The organism is Sphingomonas sp. SKA58 (assembly GCF_000153545.1).
Taxonomy (GTDB): domain Bacteria; phylum Pseudomonadota; class Alphaproteobacteria; order Sphingomonadales; family Sphingomonadaceae; genus Sphingobium; species Sphingobium soli.
The window spans coordinates 543,244-568,507 of sequence record NZ_CH959307.1; the positions used below are offsets into that span (position 1 = coordinate 543,244).

29 protein-coding genes are annotated in these 25,264 nt (G+C 64.1%); 10 read left to right on the forward strand and 19 right to left on the reverse strand.

Annotated features, from left to right (window positions below; all coding sequences use genetic code 11):
* Positions 1-15: 15 nt before the first annotated feature.
* Positions 16-582, reverse strand: coding sequence for an HNH endonuclease (locus SKA58_RS11990; protein WP_009822703.1), 567 nt, complete (start codon positions 580-582; stop codon positions 16-18).
* 95 nt (positions 583-677) lie between these two features.
* On the opposite strand from SKA58_RS11990, the gene gluQRS reads away from it, so the two are divergent.
* The 6 genes from gluQRS (at position 678) to egtD (ending at position 5,695) form a co-directional block, all read left to right on the forward strand.
* Positions 678-1,568 carry a tRNA glutamyl-Q(34) synthetase GluQRS gene (gene gluQRS / locus SKA58_RS11995; protein ID WP_037543086.1) on the forward strand — a complete coding sequence of 297 codons (891 nt, stop codon included), beginning with the start codon at positions 678-680 and terminating at the stop codon, positions 1,566-1,568.
* Positions 1,569-1,577: 9 nt separating this feature from the next.
* On the forward strand, positions 1,578-1,814 hold the full coding sequence (locus SKA58_RS12000; RefSeq protein ID WP_009822705.1) for a twin transmembrane helix small protein: 237 nt from the start codon (positions 1,578-1,580) through the stop codon (positions 1,812-1,814).
* Between the two features lie 18 nt (positions 1,815-1,832).
* The gene (locus SKA58_RS12005) at positions 1,833-2,402 is read left to right on the forward strand and encodes a cob(I)yrinic acid a,c-diamide adenosyltransferase (protein WP_009822706.1); all 570 of its coding nucleotides are present in this window, start codon (positions 1,833-1,835) and stop codon (positions 2,400-2,402) included.
* Between the two features lie 128 nt (positions 2,403-2,530).
* Positions 2,531-3,391 (forward strand): GGDEF domain-containing protein, encoded by an 861-nt coding sequence (locus tag SKA58_RS12010; RefSeq protein WP_009822707.1) that lies wholly within the window; start codon positions 2,531-2,533, stop codon positions 3,389-3,391.
* 73 nt (positions 3,392-3,464) lie between these two features.
* Positions 3,465-4,733 (forward strand): ergothioneine biosynthesis protein EgtB, encoded by a 1,269-nt coding sequence (gene egtB / locus SKA58_RS12015; protein ID WP_009822708.1) that lies wholly within the window; start codon positions 3,465-3,467, stop codon positions 4,731-4,733.
* A 2-nt stretch (positions 4,734-4,735) separates the two neighbouring features.
* On the forward strand, positions 4,736-5,695 hold the full coding sequence (gene egtD / locus SKA58_RS12020) for an L-histidine N(alpha)-methyltransferase (protein WP_037543089.1): 960 nt from the start codon (positions 4,736-4,738) through the stop codon (positions 5,693-5,695).
* Between the two features lie 18 nt (positions 5,696-5,713).
* Here the strand turns inward: egtD and SKA58_RS12025 are convergent, their stop codons facing one another.
* The 8 genes from SKA58_RS12025 to typA form a co-directional block, all read right to left on the reverse strand.
* A complete protein-coding gene (locus tag SKA58_RS12025) occupies positions 5,714-6,415 on the reverse strand; it encodes an HAD family hydrolase (RefSeq protein WP_009822710.1) in 702 nt (233 codons plus the stop codon).
* Positions 6,416-6,473: 58 nt separating this feature from the next.
* Positions 6,474-7,520 carry a DUF1176 domain-containing protein gene (locus SKA58_RS12030; RefSeq protein WP_009822711.1) on the reverse strand — a complete coding sequence of 349 codons (1,047 nt, stop codon included), beginning with the start codon at positions 7,518-7,520 and terminating at the stop codon, positions 6,474-6,476.
* Positions 7,521-7,588: 68 nt separating this feature from the next.
* Positions 7,589-8,908: a NupC/NupG family nucleoside CNT transporter gene (locus SKA58_RS12035; RefSeq protein WP_009822712.1), complete on the reverse strand. Its 1,320-nt coding sequence runs from the start codon at positions 8,906-8,908 to the stop codon at positions 7,589-7,591.
* Between the two features lie 80 nt (positions 8,909-8,988).
* Positions 8,989-9,462 carry a helix-turn-helix domain-containing protein gene (locus SKA58_RS12040; RefSeq protein WP_232209418.1) on the reverse strand — a complete coding sequence of 158 codons (474 nt, stop codon included), beginning with the start codon at positions 9,460-9,462 and terminating at the stop codon, positions 8,989-8,991.
* Positions 9,452-9,871 (reverse strand): hypothetical protein, encoded by a 420-nt coding sequence (locus SKA58_RS12045; protein ID WP_009822714.1) that lies wholly within the window; start codon positions 9,869-9,871, stop codon positions 9,452-9,454. Before SKA58_RS12045 ends, SKA58_RS12040 begins: the two co-directional genes overlap by 11 nt.
* A gap of 62 nt (positions 9,872-9,933) precedes the next feature.
* On the reverse strand, positions 9,934-10,284 hold the full coding sequence (locus SKA58_RS12050) for a hypothetical protein (protein WP_009822715.1): 351 nt from the start codon (positions 10,282-10,284) through the stop codon (positions 9,934-9,936).
* Between the two features lie 65 nt (positions 10,285-10,349).
* Complete coding sequence (locus SKA58_RS12055; RefSeq protein ID WP_009822716.1) at positions 10,350-10,841, reverse strand: response regulator transcription factor; 492 nt, start codon at positions 10,839-10,841, stop codon at positions 10,350-10,352.
* Positions 10,842-11,093: 252 nt separating this feature from the next.
* Complete coding sequence (typA, locus tag SKA58_RS12060) at positions 11,094-12,914, reverse strand: translational GTPase TypA (RefSeq protein ID WP_009822717.1); 1,821 nt, start codon at positions 12,912-12,914, stop codon at positions 11,094-11,096.
* Between the two features lie 205 nt (positions 12,915-13,119).
* Between typA and SKA58_RS12065 the strand changes: the two genes are divergently transcribed.
* Complete coding sequence (locus SKA58_RS12065) at positions 13,120-14,670, forward strand: S10 family peptidase (RefSeq protein ID WP_037543524.1); 1,551 nt, start codon at positions 13,120-13,122, stop codon at positions 14,668-14,670.
* Between the two features lie 9 nt (positions 14,671-14,679).
* On the opposite strand, the gene SKA58_RS12070 is transcribed toward SKA58_RS12065, so the two are convergent.
* From SKA58_RS12070 to SKA58_RS12080, 3 genes are read right to left on the reverse strand one after another with little or no spacing between them, the layout of a single operon-like run.
* The gene (locus tag SKA58_RS12070; protein WP_009822719.1) at positions 14,680-15,381 is read right to left on the reverse strand and encodes a DUF899 family protein; all 702 of its coding nucleotides are present in this window, start codon (positions 15,379-15,381) and stop codon (positions 14,680-14,682) included.
* 22 nt (positions 15,382-15,403) lie between these two features.
* Entirely contained in the window at positions 15,404-17,101 is a 1,698-nt protein-coding gene (locus SKA58_RS12075; RefSeq protein ID WP_009822720.1) for a cation acetate symporter, read from the reverse strand.
* Complete coding sequence (locus SKA58_RS12080) at positions 17,098-17,415, reverse strand: DUF485 domain-containing protein (protein ID WP_009822721.1); 318 nt, start codon at positions 17,413-17,415, stop codon at positions 17,098-17,100. The genes SKA58_RS12075 and SKA58_RS12080 overlap by 4 nt, the downstream gene beginning before the upstream one ends.
* Positions 17,416-17,601: 186 nt before the next feature.
* On the opposite strand from SKA58_RS12080, the gene SKA58_RS12085 reads away from it, so the two are divergent.
* The 3 genes from SKA58_RS12085 (at position 17,602) to SKA58_RS20080 (ending at position 19,810) form a co-directional block, all read left to right on the forward strand.
* Positions 17,602-18,813 carry a toxic anion resistance protein gene (locus SKA58_RS12085; RefSeq protein WP_009822722.1) on the forward strand — a complete coding sequence of 404 codons (1,212 nt, stop codon included), beginning with the start codon at positions 17,602-17,604 and terminating at the stop codon, positions 18,811-18,813.
* Between the two features lie 112 nt (positions 18,814-18,925).
* Positions 18,926-19,636, forward strand: a complete 711-nt coding sequence (locus tag SKA58_RS12090; protein ID WP_009822723.1) for a hypothetical protein — start codon at positions 18,926-18,928, stop codon at positions 19,634-19,636.
* Between the two features lie 18 nt (positions 19,637-19,654).
* Positions 19,655-19,810, forward strand: a complete 156-nt coding sequence (locus SKA58_RS20080; protein ID WP_009822724.1) for a hypothetical protein — start codon at positions 19,655-19,657, stop codon at positions 19,808-19,810.
* Here SKA58_RS20080 and SKA58_RS12095 read toward each other — a convergent pair whose 3' ends face one another.
* From SKA58_RS12095 to rnpA, 7 genes are all read right to left on the reverse strand, one after another.
* Positions 19,811-20,119, reverse strand: a complete 309-nt coding sequence (locus SKA58_RS12095) for a PilZ domain-containing protein (protein ID WP_009822725.1) — start codon at positions 20,117-20,119, stop codon at positions 19,811-19,813. It lies immediately after the preceding gene.
* A 73-nt stretch (positions 20,120-20,192) separates the two neighbouring features.
* Positions 20,193-20,924 carry a class I SAM-dependent methyltransferase gene (locus tag SKA58_RS12100; protein WP_009822726.1) on the reverse strand — a complete coding sequence of 244 codons (732 nt, stop codon included), beginning with the start codon at positions 20,922-20,924 and terminating at the stop codon, positions 20,193-20,195.
* Positions 20,924-22,051, reverse strand: coding sequence for a peptide chain release factor 2 (gene prfB / locus SKA58_RS12105; RefSeq protein ID WP_037543528.1), 1,128 nt, complete (start codon positions 22,049-22,051; stop codon positions 20,924-20,926). The genes SKA58_RS12100 and prfB overlap by 1 nt, the downstream gene beginning before the upstream one ends.
* 109 nt (positions 22,052-22,160) lie before the next feature.
* A complete protein-coding gene (gene yihA, locus SKA58_RS12110) occupies positions 22,161-22,808 on the reverse strand; it encodes a ribosome biogenesis GTP-binding protein YihA/YsxC (protein WP_009822728.1) in 648 nt (215 codons plus the stop codon).
* Between the two features lie 101 nt (positions 22,809-22,909).
* Entirely contained in the window at positions 22,910-24,616 is a 1,707-nt protein-coding gene (gene yidC, locus SKA58_RS12115; protein WP_009822729.1) for a membrane protein insertase YidC, read from the reverse strand.
* Positions 24,617-24,650: 34 nt separating this feature from the next.
* Positions 24,651-24,863 carry a membrane protein insertion efficiency factor YidD gene (yidD, locus tag SKA58_RS12120; protein ID WP_009822730.1) on the reverse strand — a complete coding sequence of 71 codons (213 nt, stop codon included), beginning with the start codon at positions 24,861-24,863 and terminating at the stop codon, positions 24,651-24,653.
* A complete protein-coding gene (rnpA, locus tag SKA58_RS12125) occupies positions 24,860-25,255 on the reverse strand; it encodes a ribonuclease P protein component (protein ID WP_037543092.1) in 396 nt (131 codons plus the stop codon). Before rnpA ends, yidD begins: the two co-directional genes overlap by 4 nt.
* Between the last annotated feature and the right edge of the window lie 9 nt (positions 25,256-25,264).

The following is a 25,264-nucleotide window of genomic DNA, read 5'->3' on the forward strand; positions in this document are numbered from 1 at the left end:
CATCAGGGACCGCTTTCAGGCGAGCAGCTCGACATCCCAGTAGAGCCAGTCGTGCCAGCTTTCATGCAGATAGCCCGGCGGAAAGCCACGACCATGTTCCTGAAGCTGCCAACTGGTCGGGCGGATCGGCTGCACATGCAATTGCATATGCGCTTCCTTGGGCGTGCGGCCGCCTTTTTTGAGGTTGCAGGGCGAACAGGCGGTGGCGACATTTTCCCATGTCGTGCGGCCGCCCGCGCGGCGCGGCACGACATGGTCGAAGGTGAGGTCGCTGGTCGCGCCGCAATATTGGCAGGCGAACTTGTCGCGCAGGAACAGGTTGAACCGGGTGAAGGCGGGATGTTCGGACGGCTTCACATATTGTTTGAGCGCGATGACCGACGGGATCTTCATCTGAAGACTGGGGCTATGCACCTCTCGCTCATAGGAGGAGACGATATCGACCCGTTCCAGAAACACCGCCTTGATCGCCGTCTGCCAGGGCCACAGGCTTAACGGATAATAGCTGAGCGGCGTATAGTCCGCATTCAAAACCAGCGCCGGACAATTTTCCGGATGTCGTATCAGGTCGGGATGGTACATAGAAAAACGTCTACCCCCTTGCCGAAGCCGCTGATCCACCAGCAACATGACGCGCACATGACAGCATTAACGAATATTGTTCGTCAAGAGCCAGTATGACACGGCCCGTCGCACCACAGCATATGGTGACGCGCTTCGCGCCAAGCCCGACGGGGCGGCTGCATGTCGGCCATGGCTGGTCCGCGTTGATGGCGATGGACCTTGCGCGCGGCGCTGGCGGGACGATGCGCCTGCGGATCGAGGATATCGACGGCACGCGCAGCCGGCCCGAGCATGTAGCGGGCATTATCGAGGACCTGCGCTGGCTGGGCGTGGAATGGGACGGCGACATCCTGTTCCAGTCGCAACGGATCGGCCATTATATGGCGGCGCTGGATCGGTTGCGGGACATGGGCCTGCTCTACCCCTGTTTCTGCACCCGCGCCGACATTCAGGCCAGCCTGACCGCACCGCACGGGCCGGAGGGGCCGGTCTATCCCGGCACCTGCCGCGCGCTGGGCGCGGAGGAGCAGACCCACAGAATCGCGGCAGGAAAGGCGCATGCATGGCGGATCGACATGGCGCAAGCGACGGCGCGCGCGGGGCCGCTGTGCTGGCATGCCTTTGGCGCGGAGGGCAGCGAGGTCATTGCGGCCAATCCGGCGGTCCATGGCGATGTGGTGCTGGCGCGCAAGGATGCGCCGGCCAGCTATCATCTGTCCTGCACGCTGGACGATGCGGCGATGGGTGTGACCCATGTCCTGCGCGGTGCTGATTTGCGCCATGCGACGGACATTCACCGGCTGCTCCAGGCGGTGCTGGACCTCCCCTCCCCCGCTTATCGCCATCACCCGTTGCTGGTGGACGCGCAGGGCCGGCGGCTGGCCAAGCGCAGCGGATCCCTGTCGCTGGCGCAACTGCGGACGCAGGGCATCGACCCGCGCGTTCTGGCTGCCGACCTGCGTGCGGGGCGCTTTCCGGTTGGCATCAGCGGCGGAAAAGCATAGGCTACGTCCATGAATACGGTCCTTGTCATCGCCCTCATCCTCGCCATGATCGCGACGCTGGTCGCTCTGATCCGGGGGGTTATTGCCTTCCTCCAGACCACCAAGGAGGATCTGAACGCGCCCGAAGGCAGCGGCCCCAGCCCCGCGCGCCTCAAGCAGAACCGGATGATGATGAACCGCGTCCTGTTCCAGGCGGCCGCGATCATCATTGTCGCGATCCTGTTGATGGCCAAGGGACATGGCTGAACGCAGCGGCCGGACGCCATGGTGAAGCTGAACAAAATCTACACGCGCACGGGCGATGGCGGCACCACCGGGCTGGCGGATGGAACGCGGTTGCCCAAATATGCCCCGCGCATGCAGGCCGTGGGCGATGTCGACGAGGCCAATAGCGCGATCGGCCTTGCCATCGTCGCCATGGACGCACGGCCCGAGGCCCAGTGGCTGACCACCATCCAGAATGACCTGTTCGATCTGGGCGCGGACCTGGCGACGCCCATCCCGGAGGGCGACGACGAACCCTGGGCGCTGCGGATCGTGGCGAGCCAGGTCGCGCGGCTGGAGGCCGAAATCGACCTTATGAACGCCGAATTGGCACCGCTCGACAGCTTCGTGCTGCCGGGCGGGTCGGCGGCCGCCGCCGCCGTCCATTTGGCGCGCGCAATCACGCGGCGGGCTGAACGCAGCGCCATGGCCGGCGCTGCCGATGTCGCGCTCAACCCCCAGGCGCTGGCCTATCTCAATCGCCTGTCCGACCTGCTGTTCGTGCTAGCCAGGCGGTTGAACGACAATGGCGCAGACGACGTCAAATGGGTTCCCGGCGCCTCGCGCTGACCGGGCGCCAGTCCACCGGACTCAGGCAGGGAACGGGTTGCCGCATCCGCTGCGATTAACCCTCTTTCTTCAAAGAGCCTTCAGACTCCGCGCAGATGTCTCCTTGCGGTCATATCACGGGATCGCTCATGCAATTCTATCTCGCCACCTCCTTCATATTCCCGCGCTCATTGCGCCTTCGCCTGTTCGCCGTCTGCTTCGTCGCCACCCACCTCCCCCTGCTCTGTTATATCGGGTGGGGCGCAGCCACCGGGCGGTTGGCGCTGGCCGAAGTGGTCATGCTGACGCTGGCGACGGTCGCGGGCACCGGCCTGGCCCTTTACGGGATCGGCGCGCTGCTGAGCCCGATCCACACGCTGGCCGAAGCGCTGAACGCGCAGCCCGACGATGGCAAGTCGCTGCCGCAGGTCGGGGACGTCATAGCCAATCTCTACGCCGGCGTGCAGCGCGCGGCCGCGACGACGCAGGCCCATATGAACGACCTGGCGATCGCCGCGAACGAAGACCCGCTGACCGGCGTCGCCAACCGGCGCGGCTTCCTGGCGCAGATCGATGCGCTGCCAGCCGGGCTGCGCAAGGGCTGCATCGCGCTCATCGACATCGATTTCTTCAAACAGGTCAACGACATCAAAGGGCATGACGAAGGCGATCGGGTGCTGGCGGCCTTTGCCGACCGGCTGGCGTCGCATGTGCGCCGCGCCGACTTGGTGGCGCGCTGGGGCGGCGAGGAATTCGCCATTTTCTTTCGCGATGCGGCGGACGATGAGGCCAGTTGGGCGCTGGCGCGCATTGCCCAACAGATGCGGCGCGAGCCGATCGGGCGGGTCAATGGCCGCATCATCAGTTTTTCCGCAGGCTTGAGCCGCTGGTCGGGGGGGCCGGTGGAAGAGGCGCTGGCGGCGGCCGACGCCGCCCTTTACGATGCCAAGCAGGCCGGACGCGACCGCGTGTGCCGCGCCGCGGCCCCAGATGCGGTCCCCTGCCCGTAAGGGAAGGGGAACCGTTACGCCTTCCACGCGCTTTTCCACCTTGGAGCGGAACAAACGTACGGAAGGGGCATGAATGGCCAGAAGCTGGGGCGATGCCCGCCAGAATGATCTGGTGACGCGATACCGCGACGTTCGACATATTACGCAGACCATCGCCGCACCGCTGTCGGATGCCGACGCAACCGTCCAGTCCATGCCGGACGCGTCACCGGCAAAATGGCATCTGGCGCACGTCACTTGGTTCTTCGAAACCTTCGTGTTGCGCGATCATGCTCCGCGCTATCGCCCGTTCGACCAGCGCTACGCCTATCTGTTCAACAGCTATTATGAGGCCGAAGGGCCGCGCCATGCCCGCCCGATGCGCGGCATGCTGACCCGTCCTGCGCTCAGCGACATCATGGCCTATCGCGCCCATGTGGACGCGGAAATGGAAGCCATATTGCCCAATCTGTCGCCCGCCGCCCAGCAGCTGGTGACATTGGGCCTGCATCATGAACAGCAGCACCAGGAATTGATGCTGACGGACCTGCTGCATCTTTTCTCGCTCAATCCGCTGGAACCGGCGCTGTTCGAACCACGCAGCGCGAATGCGGTCGATCTGCCCGGTCCGCTGCACTGGATCGAAGGGCGGGAAGGACTGACGGAAATCGGCGACGACGGGCGCACCGGCTTTGCATTCGATTGCGAAGGACCGCGCCACCGCGCGCTGCTGCATCCCCATGCGCTGGCGCATCGTCCGATCACCAATGGCGAATGGAGCGCCTTCATCGAGGATGGGGGCTATGAAACGCCCTCGCTCTGGCTGTCGGACGGTTGGGCCTGGGTGCAGAAGGAGACCGTGAAGGCACCGCTTTACTGGCAGCAAGGCGAACAGGGCTGGACCCGCTTCGGTCTCGACGGCCGGCAGCCGGTCAACCCGGCCGCGCCGGTAACGCATATCAGCCTGTATGAAGCCGACGCCTATGCAAGTTGGGCGGGCGCGCGCCTGCCCACCGAAGCAGAGTGGGAAAGCGCGGCGCAGAATATCGCACCGGGCGGCGGCAATCAGTTTGACGGGTCCACCTGCCCCCGTCCCTATCCTGCCGCCCCCACCGATATGCTGAAGCAGATGTTCGGCGACGTATGGGAATGGACCGGCAGCGCCTATCGGCCGCATCCCGGTTTCCGCGCCGCAGGCGGCGCTGTGGGCGAATATAATGGCAAGTTCATGTCGGGCCAGTTCGTGCTGAAGGGTGGCAGTTGCGCGACTCCGCGCGGCCATATGCGGGCCAGTTACCGCAATTTCTTTTACCCCCACCAACGCTGGCAGTTCACCGGGCTGCGGCTGGCAAAGGATCTGTGACGATGCTGCTGACCGAGGATGCCCCCGCCCGAACGCAGAGGATCGACCCGGCTTTTCGCCGGGATATATTGGAGGGGCTGGGACAAGAACCCAAATCGACGCCGCCGATCTGGTTCTATGACCGGCGCGGGTCGGAATTGTTCGAGCAGATTACCGACTTGCCCGAATATTATCCGACCCGCACCGAAACCGCTTTGCTCAAGGCGCATGGCCCGGACGTGGCGCGCGCGGCGGGTGCAGGGCGCGCGGTGGTGGAATTTGGCGCGGGCAGTTCGCGCAAGACGCCCCATTTGCTGCGCGCAATTGATCCGGCCGCCTATGTGCCGATCGATATCAGCGGCGATTTCCTGCGTGACAGCAGCGCCGAACTGGCGCGCGCCTTCCCGCAATTGCCGGTCCTGCCGGTGGTGGGCGATTTCAACCAGCCGCTCGACCTGCCGAAGGAAATAAGCAGCATGCCGCGCCTGGGTTTTTTCCCCGGCTCCACGATCGGCAATATGGAGCCAGGAGCGGCGGTCGACCTGCTGCGCGCGATGCGGCGCTTGCTGGGCGAGGACGCGATGCTGCTGATCGGCATGGACCGGATCAAGGATCGCGACCGGCTGATCGCCGCCTATGACGATGCGCAGGGGGTTACGGCGGCATTCAACCTCAACTTGATCGAGCGGATCAACCGGGAGCTGGACGGCGACATGCCGATTGACGGCTTTGCCCATCGCGCGGTCTGGAATGATGAGAAGGCGCGGATCGAAATGCATCTGGAAGCGGTGCGACCGCTCAATTTCCAGGTCGCGGGCGCGCGCTTTCACATGGAGCGTGGCGAGACTATCCACACCGAAAGCAGCCATAAATATGGCACACGCGACCAGCGGGTGCTGCTGCGCGCGGGCGGCTGGGACCCAGCGGACGAGTGGACAGATGCTGAGGGCCTGTTCGGGCTGGTGCTGGCGCAGGCGGCCTGACCTCCCTGTCGGTCCCGTTCAGTCCGTTGCGCGGAGTAGGTCGCGCAGATCGGCAAGGCTTGGCAACACATGCGCGCAGGCCAGCGTCAGTTCCTCGGTCGGGGGCAGCAGGTCGGGCACCATGACGGTGGCGATCCCGGCCGCCGTCGCCGAGCGGACGCCGGCATGGCTGTCCTCCACCGCGACGCAATGCGCAGGGTCGATGCCCAGGCGGCGGGCGGCAAGCAGGTAGGGTTCGGGATCTGGCTTTGGCCGTTCCACATCGCTGCGCGTCACGATGACATCGAAATAATGTATCAGGCCGCTGCGTTCCAGCCGCTGCTGCGCGAAGGGCGCGGCGGTGGACGTGGCGAGCGCCATCGGGATGCCGGCGCGCGCCAGATGATCGAGCAACAGGTCCGCGCCGGGACGAAGCGGAATGCCGGCATCCTCCGCCGCCTCGAACAACGCGTCACTGTCGGCATAAAATTGCGCGAGTGGGAAGTCCGGGCCAAGCCGCTCTGCCAGAACCCGCTGATTTTCATCGCGATGGATGCCGACCATCGACAGCAACAGGTCTTCCCCAAGCGGCCAGCCCAGCGCATGGCCGGTATCGACAAAGGCCCGGCGATGCGCGGATTCCGTATCGATCAGCGTGCCGTCCATATCGAAGATAACGGCCCGGACCGGATCCGGGAGGGTCGTAGAAGGCGCGGGCGCGGTCAGGATGTCGGAAGCCATGTCTGACATATAGGCGCGGCCCGTGTCGCTGCCATTGCAAAGAGCGCAGCGGTAATTGTCAATCGCTGACCTGCGCCGACCAGGTCCTGATCCAGTGCCAGGCGCCGCGGCATTCGCCCATGCTGGTCGCTTCGGTCAGGCGGAAGCGCGATCCGTCCCAGACATAGGTTTCGCTGCCGCCGCAATCGCCGATGCCGCGGCCCTTGGCAAAGCTCGACAATTCCGACTTTTCCGGCACCCATCCGGCGTTGACCAGCATCGGCTTGGCTTCTTCCTCGCTCCAGCCGGGTTTATAATCGAAGGGCGCGAAATGAAAGGCGCGACGCCCCGCGATGCCGGTGGCGATCACGGGTATGGTCGTGAAATTATAGGCACCGCTGCCACAGGGGACGAGGATCAACGTCTCCGTCCTGGACAGACGATGGAGTTCGGGCGGTTCGGCGTCGCGCATCTCGTCCGTGCAGCCAGTGAACGTGCCAAGAGCGGTTCTTTCCTCCCGCCACAGCGCGATGGGCGCGCCGCCAGTGGGAACCGGCGCGCGCTTGATGACCGGGGCGGGCGGCGCCGCGCGCACGGCGAGCGGGCCGAGCGGCCCTGTCGCGACGAGCGCGGTGCTGGTCCCTGCCCGGCCCTGCCGGGCGTCCATGTAGCGAAGCGCCGCGCCCGACCCGGCGAGCGAGGGCCGGCCCAGAAGGCGGCCGCCGGCCCGCAATTCCATCTGGCTGCCCTGCGCCATGGCGATCGCCAGCGCAGCCGCCTGCGGCCCGCGCACCGTGGCGTCGCCATTGCGGCTGCGCCCCGTGGCAAGACGGCGACCATCGATGATGAAACTGACGTCGCCGTCGCCCTTGGCGTCTCGACTGACCCAGACTTCCGCTTCGGCGTCGGGTCCAGCTTCGCGCAAGACACCGATCATGACGGGATTGTCCGGCCATTCGCCGCCTTCGGGCAGCAAGGCAACGGCTTCGCAACGATTGCGATTATCGCAGCCGATCGTCCAGTCCTTGTAGGTTTCCAAGGTGCCGGGCGTCGGCGCTTGCGCCGCGCTCATGCCCGACCAGCTCAGGGCCGCCAACGCAGCCGCAAGAAAAGTGTTTGCCCCCATGGCGTTAACCATAGCCTAGTTGAGGCGAAAGAAACAGGGCTTCTGTTACGCTTTCGTCCTGATCGGGCTTAAAGGCTCAACATAAGGCCTGCCAGCGCCGCGCTCATCAGATTGGCGAGGCTACCAGCGACCAGCGCCTTGATGCCTAGCTTCGCGATCATCGGCCGCTGGTTGGGGGCAAGATTGCCCGTCACCGCCATCTGGATCGCGATGGAACTGAAATTGGCGAAGCCGCACAGGGCAAAGGTGACGATGGCAATGGTGGTGGGCGACAGCGCACCCTGAACCTGACCCAGATTGATGTAGGCGACAAATTCGTTGAGCACGACCTTCGTGCCGAATAGGCCGCCTGCCACCTGCGCTTCGGTCCACGGGATGTTGAGCAGATACATGACCGGGGAGAAGACATAGCCCAGCAGCATCTGGAAGCTGAGATCGGGATAGCCGAACAGCGCGCCGATGCCGCCCAATATGCCGTTGGCGAGCGCCACAAGCGCCACGAAGGCCAGCACCATCGCGCCGACCGCGACGGCGAGCTTGACACCTGTCTGCGCCCCTTGCGCGGCGGCCATGATGATGTTGGCGGGGCGTTCCTCATCATGGGTGGCAGGCGGCATGGGCTCGCCCGGCGTCGTTTCGCTCATAATCGCGGCCGGGCCGGCGCCGCTCATCCGCGCATCGGGCAGCGGCAGATCATGATGCGACCCCAGCGGCAGTTCAGGTTCGCGTTCAGGCTCATCGGGCATGATGATCTTGGCCATCAGCAAGCCGCCGGGCGCAGCCATGAAGCTGGCGGCAAGCAGATAGTCGATCCGGATCCCCATGGAGGCATAGGCGGCCAGAATGGTGCCGGCGACCCCCGCCATGCCGCTGGTCATCACCGCAAACAGCTGCGCGGGGTTGAGCGCGGCGAGATAAGGGCGGATCACCAGCGGGCTTTCGCTCTGGCCGACGAAGATATTGGCCGCCGCGCACAGGCTTTCGACCTTGGAGACGCCCGTCACCTTTTCGATCGCGCCGCCGACCCAGCGGACGACGAACTGCATGATGCCCAGATAATAGAGGATCGACACCAGACTGGCGAAGAAGATGATGACCGGCAGCGCGGCGATCGCGAAGCTCGCGCCGCCGATATCGGGACGGGCGAGCGGCCCGAAGATGAAATCGGTGCCCGCCTGCGCATAGCCGAGCAGGTTCGACACACCCCGCGACATGCCCGCGATGATCGCGCGGCCAGCCGGTACGTAGAGCACCAGCAGCGCGATCCCCGCCTGCAACAGGAAGGCCGCGCCCACCACGCGCGGACGAATGGCGCGGCGGTTGGATGAAAGGGCGAAGGCGATGGCGAGAATGAGGACGATGCCGGCGAGGCCGATGAGAAGATGCATGAAGCGCTTTCGCGGGAATAGGGCAAACGCCACCGACTATATGGAGAGCGGCGCGCGGAAGCCAGCCTTTTGGGCGCTTGCTATGCCGAAGTGGCATCCTCCCCGCCAAAGGCGATCGACAGCCATGAGGTCATCGCGTCCACCGCCAACGGCGTCAGGCGCATGATCCGGCGGCGTTGGCCACGGGGCGACAGACTATGTTCGGCCAGCAGGCCGCGCCGTTCCAATATGCCGACATGATTGAGCATGACATTCATCGACAGGCGCAGCGTTTCGGTGAGCTGTTCCAGCGTCATCGTGCGATCTTCCAGTTCCGCCTGGAAGAGGGCCAGCAGCAGGTCCCAAGCCGGGTCGGCGAACAGCCCCTGACCAAAGAGCATCGAGCGCGCCCGCCGCGCCTCCACATAGCGCGCGAGCATGGTGAAGCCATCGCCATCCTGCCCGTCGAGAACCGGTGGTTCTTCCTGCAACGCATGAAAACGGGTGAGGCAGCGTTGCAGCGCGACCACCAGATCGACGGCCTGCTGGCTGGGCATCGCGCGTTCAGGCGGCATATGCGCGGTCATGGCGGGCCTTTCGGTCGAGTTCGATGCCGATGATGGTGAAAAGCAGGAGCGGGATGACCCAGACCGTGCTGAGGCCGGCGTAGATGCGTCCAATGAAGTCCGGCATCAGCAATGTTACGACATGGGTTAGCACGGTCATCATTTGACAGGCGGCAACCCATATGGGCCAGTAGGATCGGCTTTGAAACATCAGGCCCAGCAATGCGATGAAGGTGGCAAGATCCACGCCCATCAACCAGAGCTGCGTCGCATTCCAGGAGCCGGCAAGTTGCGCTGGAATCGATAGCAATGCCGCTGCGGTCGCAATGACCGCCAGCAATCGGCCATCGCGACCGCCAAAGCATAGGGCGAACACGCAGGCCATCACCATCAAGAGCCAGAAGGAAGCCGCCAGCATCCGAATCTCCGTTTGTGAGAGGGGTCAAACATCCGGTCGAACGCCAGCGACTTCCCGCCTGGTCAGGCGACCAGGGTCAGGTGCCGCGCGGTTTCGCGCTGATGTTCTTCCTGTTCTAGGCCAATTGGGCATCCGAAGGCCGTGGGCTCATACTGGCTGCGTTCGACACACCGCGTCAGGAGAGCCGTCGCCCGGACCATGTCGCTACGGCCCTCGATGATCTTGGTCGCGCTTTCATGGATTTGCTTGAGAATGCGCTGGCTTTCGCTCGCGGTCATGCCCGAGTCTTGCGAAGCGGTAAGAAACGCGGCGGTCAGATGGGCCGCATCGGCAAGCGCGCTGTCCAAGGCAGCGAACGTCTGACGGGTCTGGGTGGCGACAGCCTGGGTCTTGACGGGGTCGAGGTTCAGCACAAGTCTTCTCCTTCGCACACACCATGATGGGCGGTGCGCCTTGCAGCGTAACAATATCGGGACAATCAACTCAGGACCGTGAAGGCCCCGCGAATGAGCAGCAGCAAAGCGACGACGCCGACACCGGTCAAAATAGCGGCCCGGACCATCGCCAATATGCGGCCATCGATACTCAGTTCATTGGTCGATCCCCCTAGCGGCGGGCCGAAGGCGAGGATGCGTCGCAAGAGCGTTCTGGGCTGCTGCTCATCATCCGGCCTATCCGGCTGAGCACTGGATGACGCAGGTTCGGGATCGGAGGCAAGCGGTTGCGATTGATATATCAATGGCTGATATGTGCCGTTCTGGGGCGATGGTTGTTCAGCCGAAACGAAAAGGCGCGCCGCTTCCTTGCGCGAAGGCACGTTGAATTTGCGCAAACTGGTGCGCACGCGCTGATCGACCGTATGCTCGGACACATGCAGCTGCCGCGCGATTTCCTTGGAGTTGAAGCCCTGCGCGACAAGGCGCAGACACTGCTTTTCTCCCTCGCTCAAGGCTGGCAGGGTCTCCGCCACTCCGTCTTTCCTCCTGCGTGCGGCCATGGTGCCCAACGATCATTGGCGATCATAGCACCCGTCACGCAACTTGCTTGCAAAAGCATCGGTTACGATTCGGTTCGCTCTAGGGCGCAAAGATGACATGACAGGGCAAGCCGACGCAAATGCGCGCGGCTATGCGTCCCCTGACCTGTCCCATTTTGAGTCGCGCCGTAAAAATGAAGGGGCCGGCACCTTGCGGCGCCGGCCCCTTCGAAAATCAATCGCCGATCAGGCGGCCGCCTTCGCCCGGCTCATGCGCTTGCGCTCATTGGGATCGAGATAGCGCTTGCGCAGGCGGATGGTCTTGGGCGTCACTTCGACCATTTCATCATCGTCGATATAGGCGATGGCCTGTTCCAGCGTCATCTTCTTGGGCGGTGTCAGGCGGATCGAGTCATCCTTGCCGCTGGCGCGGAAGTTGGTGAGCGCCTTCGACTTCATCGGGTTGACTTCAAGATCTTCGGGCTTGGCGTTCTCGCCGATGATCATGCCTTCATAGAGGGCTTCGCCCACGCCCACGAACAGGATGCCGCGTTCTTCCAGCGGACCCAGGGCATAGGCATTGGCTTCGCCCGCGCCGTTCGAAATGAGGACGCCGTTCTTGCGCCCTTCAATCTTGCCCTTGTGCGGGCCATATTTTTCGAACAGCCGGTTCATGATGCCCGTGCCGCGCGTGTCGGACAGGAATTCGCCATGATAGCCGATCAGGCCGCGCGAGGGCGCAGAGAAGGTAATGCGGGTCTTGCCGCCGCCCGAGGGGCGCATGTCGGTCATTTCCGCTTTGCGGATGTTCATCTTGTCGACGACCGTGCCGGAAAATTCATCATCCACGTCGATGACGACGGTTTCATACGGTTCGGTCTTGCCGCCGTTTTCGTCTTCGCCAAACAACACGCGGGGACGGCTGATTCCTAGTTCGAACCCTTCGCGACGCATGGTTTCGATGAGAACGCCCAGCTGAAGTTCGCCACGGCCGGCGACTTCGAAACTGTCCTTGTCTTCCGATTCGGTGACCTTGATCGCGACGTTGGATTCCGCTTCGCGGGCCAGGCGATCGCGGATCATGCGGCTCGTCACCTTGCTGCCCTCACGACCGGCCATCGGCGAATCATTGACGGCAAAGCGCATCGACAGCGTCGGCGGGTCGATCGGCTGCGCCTTGATCGGCTCGCTGACCTGCGGGTCGGCGATGGTGTTGGCGACGGTCGCGACGGTGAGGCCAGCCAGCGAGATGATGTCGCCCGCCTTGGCTTCGTCCACCGGCACGCGGTCCAGGCCGCGGAAGGACAGGATTTTCGACGCGCGGCCGGTTTCGATCACGTTACCGTCCACATCGAGCGCGTGGATCGGCTGGTTGACCTTGAGCGTGCCCGACTGGACGCGGCCGGTCAGGATGCGACCCAGGAAATTGTCGCGGTCGAGCAGCGTCACGAGGAAGCTGAACGGCGCATCCTCGTCCAGCGCCGGCGGCGGCACATGATCGACGATCTTCTGGAACATCGGCTCCAGCGTCCCTTCGCGGCGCTGCGGGTCTTCGCTGGCATAGCCGTTGCGGCCCGATGCGTAGAGGACCGGGAAGTCGAGCTGTTCGTCATTGGCGTCCAGCGTCACGAACAGGTCGAATACTTCGTCCAGCACTTCCTGGATGCGCTCGTCGGGGCGGTCGACCTTGTTGACGACGACGATGGGCTTCAAGCCCAGCGCCAGCGCCTTGCCGGTGACGAACTTGGTCTGGGGCATCGCGCCTTCCGACGAATCGACCAGCAGGATGACGCCGTCGACCATCGAGAGGATGCGTTCCACCTCACCGCCGAAGTCGGCGTGGCCGGGGGTGTCGACGATGTTGATGCGGGTGCCGTTCCATTCGACCGAGGTGGGCTTGGCCAGAATGGTGATGCCGCGTTCCTTTTCCAGGTCGTTGGAATCCATCGCGCGTTCTTCCACGCGCTGATTGTCGCGGAAGGTGCCGGACTGGCGGAAAAGCTGATCGACGAGGGTGGTCTTGCCATGGTCGACGTGCGCGATGATGGCGATATTACGCTGGGACATGAACGGCCTTTGGGATCGGGTTTCCCGGTTCGGCACCACGCCGGGACGGGACTATCGGGCGCGCCCCTACAGGAAATGCCGCGCTGCGGCAAGGGCAGGCGCATCGGCGGAGGGATGAGACAGAATAACATGGATAGTTGCACAGCCGTATAACTGCTTTATGGAAGCAACACAGGATCGCACCATCAGAAAGGACCATTTGCCCATGCGGCTGCCTATCTCCCTGACTCTTGTTTCTCTGGCTGCGCTGGCTTCTCCCGCGCTGGCGCAGAAGGACGCGCCCGACGCGCAGAAGCAGCATGCCGAAAAGGTCGCCGAGGCGGTCGCGGCCAATTGGGCCAGCGCGCCGGTCGAGGAAGTGACGCAAAGCGGCAAGGGGACGGCGCGGGTGGATGGCAAGAGCATCGCCTATACCCAGACGGCGGGCACGCTGACCATCCGCGATGAACAGGGCAAGCCGATGGGGAGCATGTTCTATACCGCCTATACCGCGGCCGGAAAGAACCGCCCCGTTACTTTCTTCTATAATGGCGGCCCGGGGTCTTCGTCGCTCTGGCTGCGCATGGGAAGCTTCGCGCCGATGCATGTGCGCACCACCGACCCGCAGGCGGTCAAGCCCGCGCCGTTTGACGTCGGTCCCAATAATGACAGCCTGATCGGCAGCACCGACATGGTATTCCTGGACGCGATCGGGGCGGGCTATTCGCGCCCGATTGGCGACACCAAGGGTTCGGACTTCTACGGCGTGGATCAGGATGTGGACGCCTTTGCCAAGGCGATCATCCGCTACACGACCAAGAATGGCCGCTGGGGCGACCCCAAATATATTTTCGGAGAAAGTTATGGCACGACCCGGTCGGGCGCGCTGGCCTATCAGCTGGAGGATCGCGGCCTGGCCCTGAACGGCGTGGTGCTGCTGTCATCGATCATGAATTACGGCATCCGCCAGTCGGGCTTCGACACGATCCATATCGGCTATCTGCCAAGCTATGCCGCCACCGCCTGGTATCATAACAAGGTGCCCGGCGGCCGCCCCGCCAGCCTGGAGGCATTTGTCGAGGAAGCGCGGCAATTCGCCAATGGCCCCTATGCCACCGCGCTGCTGAAAGGATCCGACATCACGCCGCAGGAGACGGACGAGATCGCGCGCCAGCTCAACCGCTATACCGGCCTGTCGGTCGATTATCTCAAGCGCGCGAATTTGCGCGTGAACCTGTCGCGTTTTCGCAAGGAATTGCTGCGCGACGAGCATGCGACGCTGGGGCGGTTCGACAGCCGCTATACCGGCATCGACGCCGACACCGCGGGCGAGGAACCGGAATATGACCCGTCGAGCACCGGGATCACCGGTCTCTATGTCGGCAGCTTCCTGGATCAGGTGACGCGCCAGATCGGCTACAAGACGGACTTGTCCTATCGCCTGAGCGCACGGGAGGGCGGCGATTTCAAATGGGACTGGAGCCACCAGCCGCCCGAAGGGGGCAAGCAGAATGTCGCCGACGTGACCGCCGACCTGTCGGCCGCGATGCGCACCAATCCGCATCTGCGCGTGCTGTCCCTGAACGGCTATTATGACATGGCGACGCCCTTCTTTTCGACCGAGCGCGATCTCAAGCACATGATGCTGGAGCCGCAGCTGCGCGGCAACTTGCAGTTCCGCTATTATCCGGCGGGCCACATGGTCTATCTGAATCCCGAGGCGCTGCACCAGATGCGGCTGGATATGGAGCGCTATTACGCCGAAGGGGGGCGCTGAGCCCCGCGGTCAATAGCGCAGGCGGGGATACCAGTCCGGGGCGCGTCCGTCCGGCGTTAGATCGAGGATGGACCAGAGCGGCGCGATGTCTGGCGCGTCACGCGGGTCCTGCCCCGGATCGGCCATCTCCATCCGCATTTCGCTCTTCCAGAAAAGACGGACTTCGTCTCCGTCGCGGCGGAAGACCGCAAGGGCTGGGTTTTCGGTGCCGTCGTCGTTGATTAGGCCAAGGTCTCGCGCATAATCGTCGTCGACGGTCTGCACGAAGTCGAGGTCGCGCCACTGACGTTCCTGCGCAAACAGGAACTGCCGCTCGACCGGACTGCGGCCGATGATCTTGAGCGCGACGCGCTGCTTGATGTCGGCTGCATTGCCGTTCACCGCGCCTAGCCAATTGGTGCACATCGGACAGGGCCGATTGCGTTGCGGCCCGAACATCCAGAAATAGGCGACCAGCGTATCATGCTCTCCAAACAGGTTCACCAAGCCGGTTTCGGAGCCCTGTTCGTCGAGAAAGCGATAGTCCTTTTCGATCACCGGGCCGGGCGGCAGTGCTTGTCGCTGCGCCGTAAGGCGCGTCATGTGGCGGCGAAATTCGATTTCCTCCACAAGTAGCGCTTGTCGCGCCTGCGCATAGGCTTCACTTTCGCCGGGGAAGGCAGGCTTGCGGTGCGCAGCGAGGTCCCGCGCGGATGGTAGCGGTTCGGTCATGGCGCGGTCCTTTCTCCAGTGGTCAATGATCGCTGGCGGCGAAGGCGCCAATTCCGGTTTCGGCGCGGACGCGCTGCGCTGGATAGCCTGCCTTGTCGATCGCCGCGCGGGGCGAGCGGTCGACTAGCGAAATGAGCCAGATGGCGAGGAAGCCGGCGGGCACCGAGACGATCGCGGCCGAACTATAGGGGAAAGGCGCATCCCCCAGCCCGAAGGTCGTCGTCCAGACCGCCGACGACAGCAGGGTCAGCACGAAAGCCGTGAGCAGCCCGATCGTCCCGCCCCAAGCCGCGCCGCGCGTGGTGCATCCGCTCCAGAGCAGGGACAGGATCAGCACCGGGAAATTGCCCGACGCGGCGAGCGCGAAGGCGAGGCTGACCATGAAGGCGACATTCTGCTTTTCAAAGACGAGGCCGAGCAGCACGGCAAGCGCGCCGAGCGCCAGCGTGGTGATCCGCGACACGCGCAGTTCATCGGCCGAGCTGGCCTGCCCGTGGCGCAGGACGGTGGCGTAAAGATCATGGCTGACGGCAGAGGCGGCCGAGAGCGTCAGGCCCGCGACGACCGCGAGGATCGTGGCGAAGGCGACCGCCGAAATGAAGCCGAGAAAGGCATTGCCGCCGATGGCATGCGCCAGATGGATCGCCGCCATATTGCCGCCGCCGCGCAAGGCCCCCTGCCCGTCAAGATAAGCGGCATTGGTGCCGACAAGCAGGATCGCGCCGAAGCCGATGATGAAGGTCAGGATATAGAAATAGCCGATCCAGCCGGTCGCCCAGAGCACCGACTTGCGCGCCTCCTTCGCGTCCGGGACGGTGAAGAAGCGCATCAATATGTGCGGCAGGCCCGCCGTGCCGAGCATGAGCGCAAGGCCGAAGGAGATGGCGGACACGGGGTCCTTGATGAAGCCGCCGGGCGCCATGACGGCGCGGCCCTGCTGGGCTGCCTGGTCCGCAGACGCGCCGGTGGCCAGCGCGGCCTGCGTCTTCACCTCGACGGCGCGGGCGAACAGGGTTTCCAGGCTGAAGCCGGCCTGCGCCAGCACCATCACCGCCATGAAGCTGGCCCCGCCCAGCAGCAGCACCGCCTTGATGATCTGGACCCATGTGGTCGCCCGCATGCCGCCGAACAGGACATAGAGCATCATGAGGCCACCGACGATCACCACGGCGGCGGCATAGGGCAGGCCAAACAGCAATTTGATGAGTTGCCCCGCGCCCACCATCTGCGCGACGAGGTAGAAGCTGACGACCAGCAGCGTGCTGACCGCCGCGAAGCTGCGTACCGGCGGCTGGGCGAAGCGGTAGGAGGCGACATCGGCGAAGGTGTAGCGACCAAGGTTCCGCAGCCGTTCGGCCATCAGGAACAGGAGGATCGGCCAGCCGACGAGGAAGCCGGTGGAATAAATGAGGCCGTCATAGCCATCCGTGAAAATCTGCGCCGATATGCCCAGGAAGGAGGCGGCCGACATATAGTCGCCCGCCATGGCGAGGCCGTTCTGGAAACCGGTGATGCCGCCGCCCGCGGTATAGAAATCCGACGCGGTACGGGTGCGCGCGGCCGCCGCCTTGGTGATCCAGAGCGTCAGGCCGACAAAGGCGACGAACATCGCGATCGCCACCCAGTTGATGGGCTGGCGCTGCGCCTCCCCCTCCAGCGCGGCGGCGAAGGCGGGCATGGGTAGCAATAGGGCGAATGCCGCAAGCAGCTGCGCCTTCATGCGCCATGATCCCGAATTATGGCGGCCATCTGCGCATCATGATGGCGATTGGCCTGGCGCACATAGAGGCCGGTCAGCGCGATGGCGAGCAGGATGAGGCCAAGGCCGAGCGGAATGCCAAGCGAGGTGATGCCCGTCCCGACCGGCGTCGCCAGCAGCGCAGGGCGAAAGGCGATCAGCAGCAGGTAGCCGACAAAGGCGACGAAGATGACCGCCGAGAGCGTCCAGCCCAGCCGCGACCGGCGCGCCACCAGCGCTTCATAGCGTGGATCAGCCGCGACAGCCGCCACCAGCCTGTCCTGTTCGTCCTGCACCCTGCCCCCTTCCCATCATGCGGCGAGCGTCGCCATATTGCGGCCATGCTAGCCCGGCGGCGGGCGATTGCAATGGCGGGGGCGCAGGCCTTATAACAGGGGCTCGAAAAGTTGCGCAGACTTGCGACTGGCTGTTTTATGCACATATAACAGTTCGTGCCGCCCTTGGGCTTATCAGGAGATGACATGGCTTCGACCGCGCCCACCGCTACCGCCGACCCGCTCAACCTGACGCCGCCCGATCCGGTGCCAGCGGTCGCGCCTGACAAGGCCGCGGGGCTGGTGCCGATCGACGAGGAGAAGAAGTCCAAGCTGGACGAGAAGGTCGACGCCTTTGTCGAGGATCTGGTCGCGCAGGACGCCAATTCGCCCGAATTCGGCAAGCGCGTGGATCAGCTCACGAATATGGGGCGCAAGGAAATCGCCGAGGCGGCCGGACACAGCAACCGCTTCCTGGACCGGCCGGTGCGCGCGATGGACAGTGACAGCAAGGTCGGCGCCGACCTGGCCGAATTGCGCCGCACGGTCGAGGATCTGGACCCTGGCAAGCGCGGCAGCCTGCTCGCGCCCAAGAAACTGTTCGGAATCATCCCCTTCGGCAATAAGATGCGCGACTATTTCGACGGCTACAAAAGCGCGCAGGGCCACATCAATTCGATCCTGGGCAGCCTTGCCAGTGGCAAGGACACGCTGATCAAAGATAATGCCGCGATCGATGTCGAGCGGCAGAATATGTGGGCCACCATGGGTCGCCTGGAACAGATGATCCATATCAGCAAGACCATGGACGCGCGGCTGGAAGCCAAGGCGATGGACCTGGATTCCACCGATCCGGCCAAGGCCAAGGCGATCCGCGAAAGCGCGCTGTTCTACATCCGCCAGCGCACGCAGGATTTGCTGACGCAGATGGCGGTGACGGTGCAGGGCTATCTGGCGCTTGATCTGGTCAAGAAGAACAATGTCGAGTTGGTGAAGGGCGTCGACCGCGCGAGCACAACGACGGTGGCGGCGCTGCGGACGGCCGTGACGGTGGCGCAGGCGCTGGTCGGGCAACGCCTGGTGCTGGAACAGATCACCGCGCTCAACACCACGACCGCCAACATGATCGACCGGACCGGCGAACTGCTGAAAAGCCAGACCGCGCAGATCCATGAGCAGGCAGCATCGAGCACGATCCCCATCGAGACGCTGCAGCGCGCTTTCCAGAATATCTACGACACGATGGACAATATCGACACGTTCAAGATGAAGGCGCTGGAGAATATGAAGACGACGGTGAACACGCTGTCGAACGAGGTGGAGAAGTCCAAGGGCTATATCGCGCGGGCGCAGGGCCAGGCGCAGGCGGCGCAGGAAGCCCGCATCGACAATCCGCTGCTGAGCGCGATCGAGGGGTGAGCGGGATGCGCGCTGCTTCCTTCCGTTCGGTTCGAGCCTGTCGAGAACTGTTCCCGATACGCCGTCTCGGCAGGCTCGACGGCTACTCGAACCGAACGGAAACGGGACAAGCATGAGCCGGTCCGACCGCGTGCTGGCCGATGCCGAGGCGGTGCTGCGCCGCCATAGCGAACGCGGACGCAGCCTGTCGGCGCGGGCGCGCGACCGCCGCAATGCGTCGATCATGCGGCGGCTGGGGCGCATTGGCGGCGCGATCTTCGTCATCCTGATGGGCGCGATGATCGCCGGATGGTTCCTGCCGCTGGGCACCAATGGCGTGATGATCGTGCTGGGGCTGCTGCTGATCGCGACAATGTTTTTCGCATTGCTGCCCGGCGACCGTCCGGTCAGCGCCGACACGCTGGCGCAGACCGAACTGCCCGCCCTCCCCCTCAAGACCGAAATCTGGCTGGAAACGCAGCGCAAGGCCCTGCCCGCGCCGGCCGTGACCCTGATCGACAGCATCGGCGTGCGGCTGGAGACGCTGGCGCCGCAGTTGGAGCGGCTGAATGAACAGGACCCCGCGGCTCTGGAAATCCGCCGCTTGCTGTCGGATCATCTGCCTGAGCTCGTCACCGGCTATCAGTCCATTCCCGCGCCCATGCGGCGGGAGGAACGCAATGGTCGCGTGCCCGAAAAGCAGCTGGTCGAAGGGCTGGGCGTCATCGAGGCGGAAATTGCGCGCATGACGGAAAATCTGGCCAGCGGCGACCTTGACAAGCTGGCGACGCAGAACCGGTTTCTGGAACTGAAATATCAGGAAGCCAAGGATCTGGGCCGCTAGTGCCGGCCTGATCCCGTCATGATCCACCTGACCCTCATCATCGTCGATTTCCTGACCGGGCTGCTGGCGGCCGGGGCCTGGGCGCTGGCGTCGGCGGGGGGGGCTATAGCGGCGGTCGTGGGTGGCGGATTTCTGGGCCTGTCGATGGTGCGGAGGTGGCGGCGCAAGAGCTGATCAGCCCTGGTGCAGCACCCGTTCTATGACAGGGCCGGGCAGCGCCGCATCGAAATGAAGCCCGAACCGCTTGCCGCCTGCCCATACGACCCGGCCCGCAACACCCAGACAATCCGCATCGATCAGCACACGATCGCCCGCGCCGAACAGCGTATCGCTGTGGCACAGCGCGCCGGTTGCCGACAGGTCGAGCAGATGCCCGCGCACGGATGCGCCATCGCGCCACAGGGAAACGGGTTCGAATAATTTATGGCGCGGCGCGCGTGTAGGGCCGAAGGACAGCTCTGTCCTGGGTTCACTTTGCGTCATGCTTTACCTCCCGGATGCCTACTATAACGCATCGGCAGGGACATGGGATCATCCTTTCAGCCTGATCGCCATATTAACCCTGTGATCGCTGGTTGATCGCGCAGGGGATGATGGCGGACGGATCCGGGCGCGCCACAATGCGGCGGAACCGCGCGAAATAGCCCCCAGCCGTTGGTTTGGGGATGAGTTCCTCCATGCGAAAACCCATGGTCGCGAGTTCGCACGCCAGCAGGCGCGGCGGCGTACCGTGCTGATCAGTCGGCCGATCCGCATCGACGACGATCAATTCGCCGTCGGGCTTAAGCGCCGGGCTAAGATGCCAGAGGAAGGCGTAAGGCTCTGCAATCTCATGATACATATGGACCATCAGAATGCGATCGAAGCTGTTTTCGGGCAGGCGCGGGTCTTCGGGCGCGCCCAGCTTGACGCTGACATTGTCCCATTCCTCACGCGTGATGCGCCGCGAGAGCGCCTCTATGACTTCGGGCAATATGTCTTCGGCCAGGACCCTGCCGGTGGGGCCGACCCTTTGGGCCAGACGCACCGTATAATAGCCTTCGCCGGCGCCGATGTCGGCGACGGTCATGCCGGGACGGATGCCCGCCCGGTCCATGATGTCTTCCGCCTCATTGACGCGATCGCGCGCTTCCTCGCTGGACCAGCGGGTCGATACGATCGGCGCCACCGGGCGATCGGCGCGGGGAAAATCACGGGCGGCGACAGGGCGCTGGGACGCATTGCCGCCGCTCAACTGATCGCAGGCGGACAGGAGGACAAGCACGCCCGCCAGTGCCGCCCGGATCATCAATCGACATCCTCCACATCGACCTTCTCGCCCGTCACCTTCTGGCTGAGCGCGGCCGCCATGAAAGGATCAAGCGCGCCATCCAGAACATCGTCTGGCGAGGTCGAGGTGACGCCGGTGCGCAGGTCCTTCACCAGCTGATAGGGTTGCAGCACATAGGAGCGGATCTGGTGGCCCCAGCCGATTTCGGTCTTGGCCTGATAGTCGCTCGACGCGGCTTCCTCGCGCCGCCGCAGTTCGGCTTCATAGAGGCGGGCCTTGAGCATGTTCATCGCGGTGGCGCGGTTCTTATGCTGCGAGCGGTCATTCTGCGACGCGACGATGATGCCCGAGGGAACGTGGGTGATGCGCACCGCGGAATCGGTGGTGTTGACGTGCTGCCCGCCCGCGCCCGATGCGCGATAGGTGTCGATCTTGAGGTCACTCTCCTTGACCTCGATATCGATATCATCGTCGATCACCGGATAGACCCACACGGATGAAAAGCTCGTGTGGCGGCGCGCGCTGCTGTCATAGGGGCTGATGCGGACGAGGCGATGGACACCGCTCTCTGTCTTGGCATAACCGTAGGCGTTTTCGCCCTTCATCAGGAAGGTCGCCGACTTGATCCCGGCCTGGTCGCCGGCCTGATAGTCCACCAGTTCGACCTTGTAACCGCGCCGTTCGGCCCAGCGGCGATACATGCGGCTGAGCATTTCGGCCCAGTCCTGGCTTTCCGTGCCGCCCGCGCCGGCGTGGATTTCCAGATAGGTGTCGTAGCTGTCCGCCTCCCCCGCAAGCAGCGCCTTGATCTTGTCCTCGTCCGCCCGGTCGGCCAGCGCCTTGAGCGCCGCGACCGCTTCGTCCACCATGCCTTCATCGCCCTCGGCCTCGGCCATCTCGATGAGTTCGGCAGTATCGGACTTTTCCGCCTCGATCGCGCGGGTCGCGCCGATGGCGCTGTCGAGCCGGGTGCGCTCGCGCATCACCTCCTGCGCCTGCTTGGCATTGTCCCACAGGGTCGGGTCCTCGACGCGGGCATTGAGTTCGTCCAGCCGGCGCAGCGCGCGGTCCCAGTCGAGCGACTGGCGCAGCAGGGCAAGCGCGGCATCGATACGGTCGATATATTGCTGCGCTTCGGCGCGCATGGTCATGTCTCCAATAGGCGGCGCAAGGCCGTGTGCGGCCGCTGTAGCGGGTTGCGGCCGTCTTGTCGAAAGCGGGTTACTTCGCGATACGCGGGCACTTCGTCAAGGGTCAGCCCTGTGTCACGCTTTCGAGCACCGCGGCGCGCAGTTCGGGCAGACCCATGCCCTTCTCGCTCGATGTGGCGATGATGTCGGGATGAGCGGCCGGGCGCTTGCGGATCGCGTCGGCGGTCTGCTGCGTCACGGCGGCGAGCGCGCTCGCCTTGATCTTGTCCGCCTTGGTGAGGACGATGCGGTAGCTGACAGCCGCGCCGTCCAGCATGTCGAGCATGTCGGTATCGACATCCTTGATGCCATGGCGGCTGTCGATCAGCACCAGCGTGCGCTTGAGCGCCGCGCGGCCGCGCAGATAGTCGTTCACCAGGAATCGCCATTTCTTGACCATGTCCTTGGGCGCCTTGGCATAGCCATAGCCCGGCATGTCGACGAGGCGGAAACGCAGCGGATCGCCGACGTCGAAGAAATTGAGTTCCTGCGTGCGGCCGGGCGTGTTGGACGTGCGCGCCAGGCCGTTGCGGTTGGTGAGCGCATTGAGCAGCGAGGATTTGCCCACGTTCGAACGGCCCGCGAAGGCGACTTCATTCACCGCCATGTCGGGCAGGAATTTAAGATCCGGCGCGGACTTGAGGAAGGCGATCGGCCCGGCAAAGAGCTTGCGCGCGTCCTCGATCAGGTCGGGATTGTCTTGGTCGGTCACAGCAACATCCGTTCGGTTCGAGAACCCTGAGCCTGTCGAAGGGCGAGAACCCCGTGCGCCGTTCTCGACAAGCTCGAACCGAACGGAGGTAGGCGTTGGCGCTATTTCGCCGGCACTGCGGCTGCGGGCACCGGGTGCTTGCGATAGAGCCACCATTGCTGCGCCATCGACAGGCAGTTGTTGGTGATCCAGTAGACCAGCAGGCCCGCCGCGAAGGGCGCCATGATGAACATCATCATCCAGGGCATGATGCCCATGATCTGTTGCTGCATCGGGTCCATCTGCGTCGGATTGAGCTTGAACTGGAAATACATGCTGATGCCCAGCAGCAGCGCCAGCACGCCGATGCCCAGGAACGCGGGCGGCGTGAAGTCGAGCAGGCCGAAGAGGTTCAGGATATGCAGCGGATCGGGCGCGGACAAGTCCTTGATCCACAGGACGAAGGGCTGGTGCCGCATTTCGATCGTCAGCATCAGCACCTTGTACAGCGCGAAGAAGATCGGGATCTGGATGAAGATGGGCAGGCAGCCGGCGAGCGGGTTCACCTTCTCCTGCTTGTACAGCTCCATCATCTTCATCTGCAGCTGCTGCTTGTCGTCCTTATGCTTTTCCTGCAGCGCCTTCATCTTCGGCTGGAGCGCGCGCATCGCCGCCATGCTGGAAAACTGGCGCTGGGCGATCGGGAACATGATCGCGCGCACGACGAACGTCAGGCAGATGATGGCGACGCCGAAATTGCCGATATGTTCAAACAGCCAGTGCAGCAGCGCGAAGATCGGCTTTTCGAACCAGTAAAACCAGCCCCAGTCGATCGCCCGGTCGAACAGCGGCACGCCGGCGTCCTGATAGGCTTCGAGCGTCTTCACTTCCTTGGCGCCGACGAACAGGCGCTGCGTCTGCGTCACCGCCTTGCCGGGCGCGACCATGTTGGAGCCAAGCGCGACATCGGCCTGATATTGCGTGCCCGCGCCCTTGCGGAACTGGCCGGCAAAGTCGGCGTCGGCAGCCGGCACGAGAGCAGACAGCCAATATTTGTCGGTGAAACCGATCCAGCCGCCCTTGGACTGGAAGCTCTGGACCGACGGTCCCTTGTCGAGATCTTTGTAATTGACATCGTAATTGGCCGCGCCGTTGAAGACACCCATGGGTCCGACATGGATGGTCCAGGTATCGGGATCCTTGGGAATGCCGGTGCGGCTGATATAGGCATAGGGCTTGACGCCCACCGTGCCGGTGCCGGTGTTCGACACTTTCTGCGCGGCAGTGATCATGTAGTTGTCATCGACCGACAGGCGGATTTCGAAGAGCTGCCCCGCGCCGTTGTTCCAGCTGAGCGTTACCGGGCTAGTCGGCGTGAGTGCGCTGCCCTGCGCGGTCCAGAGCGTGTTGCGATCGGGCGCGCGCAGCCCTTCACCCTGCCAGCCGAAGCCTGCGAAATAGGCGTCCTGCGTGCCCGACGGGCTGTAGAGACGAACGGCCGGCGAATCCTTGGCGATCGTTTCCTTGTAGGTCGGCAGGACGATGTCATCGATGCGCGCGCCCTTGAGGTTGATCGAGCCGGTCAGCTTGGCCGTGCGGATGGGGATGCGCGGACTTTCCCTGAGCACGAGCGCGCGGTCTCGGATCGCGGCCGGGCTGTCGGCGGCGGGGTCCGCATCGGGCCGGGCGACGGGGACCTGCTTGCCGCCCTCAATCTTTGTGGCGGGCGGATTGGCCGTGGGGAAGAAATAGTTGGAGATATAGGGCCAGCCGAACAGGATCGCCGCGGTCAGCAGCACCGCCAGGATGATATTCTTCTTGTCGTCCACGCTTTTGCGCTCCGCCGTCTTGTGATCTGTCGTGTCAGGGCACCGGATCGTAGCCCGATCCGCCCCATGGGTGGCATCGCATTAGCCGCTTGAACCCCAACCAGCTACCCTTGATCGCGCCATATTTGCGCACGGCCTGAATCGCATATTCCGAACAGGAGGGCGCATAGCGGCAGGTCGGCGGCAGGATTCGCGACGGGCCAAGTTGCCAGAAACGCGCGATCAGGATGAGCAGGCGCGCGATCATCGGGGGTTGCCGGGACTTTTCGCGCGCGCAGGCTTGCCCTTGCGGTGCGCGGGATCGCGCGGCGCATCGACCGGCCGCGTCATGATCTTGCCAAGCGCCTTTTCCAGTTCAGCACGCAGCAGGGAGAAGTCCCGCTCAATCCCGCCTTCCCGGCCGATCAGCACATGATCGGCGCCGGCAATGCCAAGGGCGGGCAGCAATTCGCGCGCCAGAACGCGAAAACGGCGCTTCATCCGGTTGCGGATGACAGCGCCGCCAATCTTTTTCGTGACCGTGATGCCATAGCGCATCGCCGGATCACCATCGCCGCGTTCGCGCACCAGCAGGACAAAGCCCGGCATCGGCGCACGCCGTCCGCGATTCGCCGCCAGAAAATCTGCGCGCCGGACCATGATGGCCGG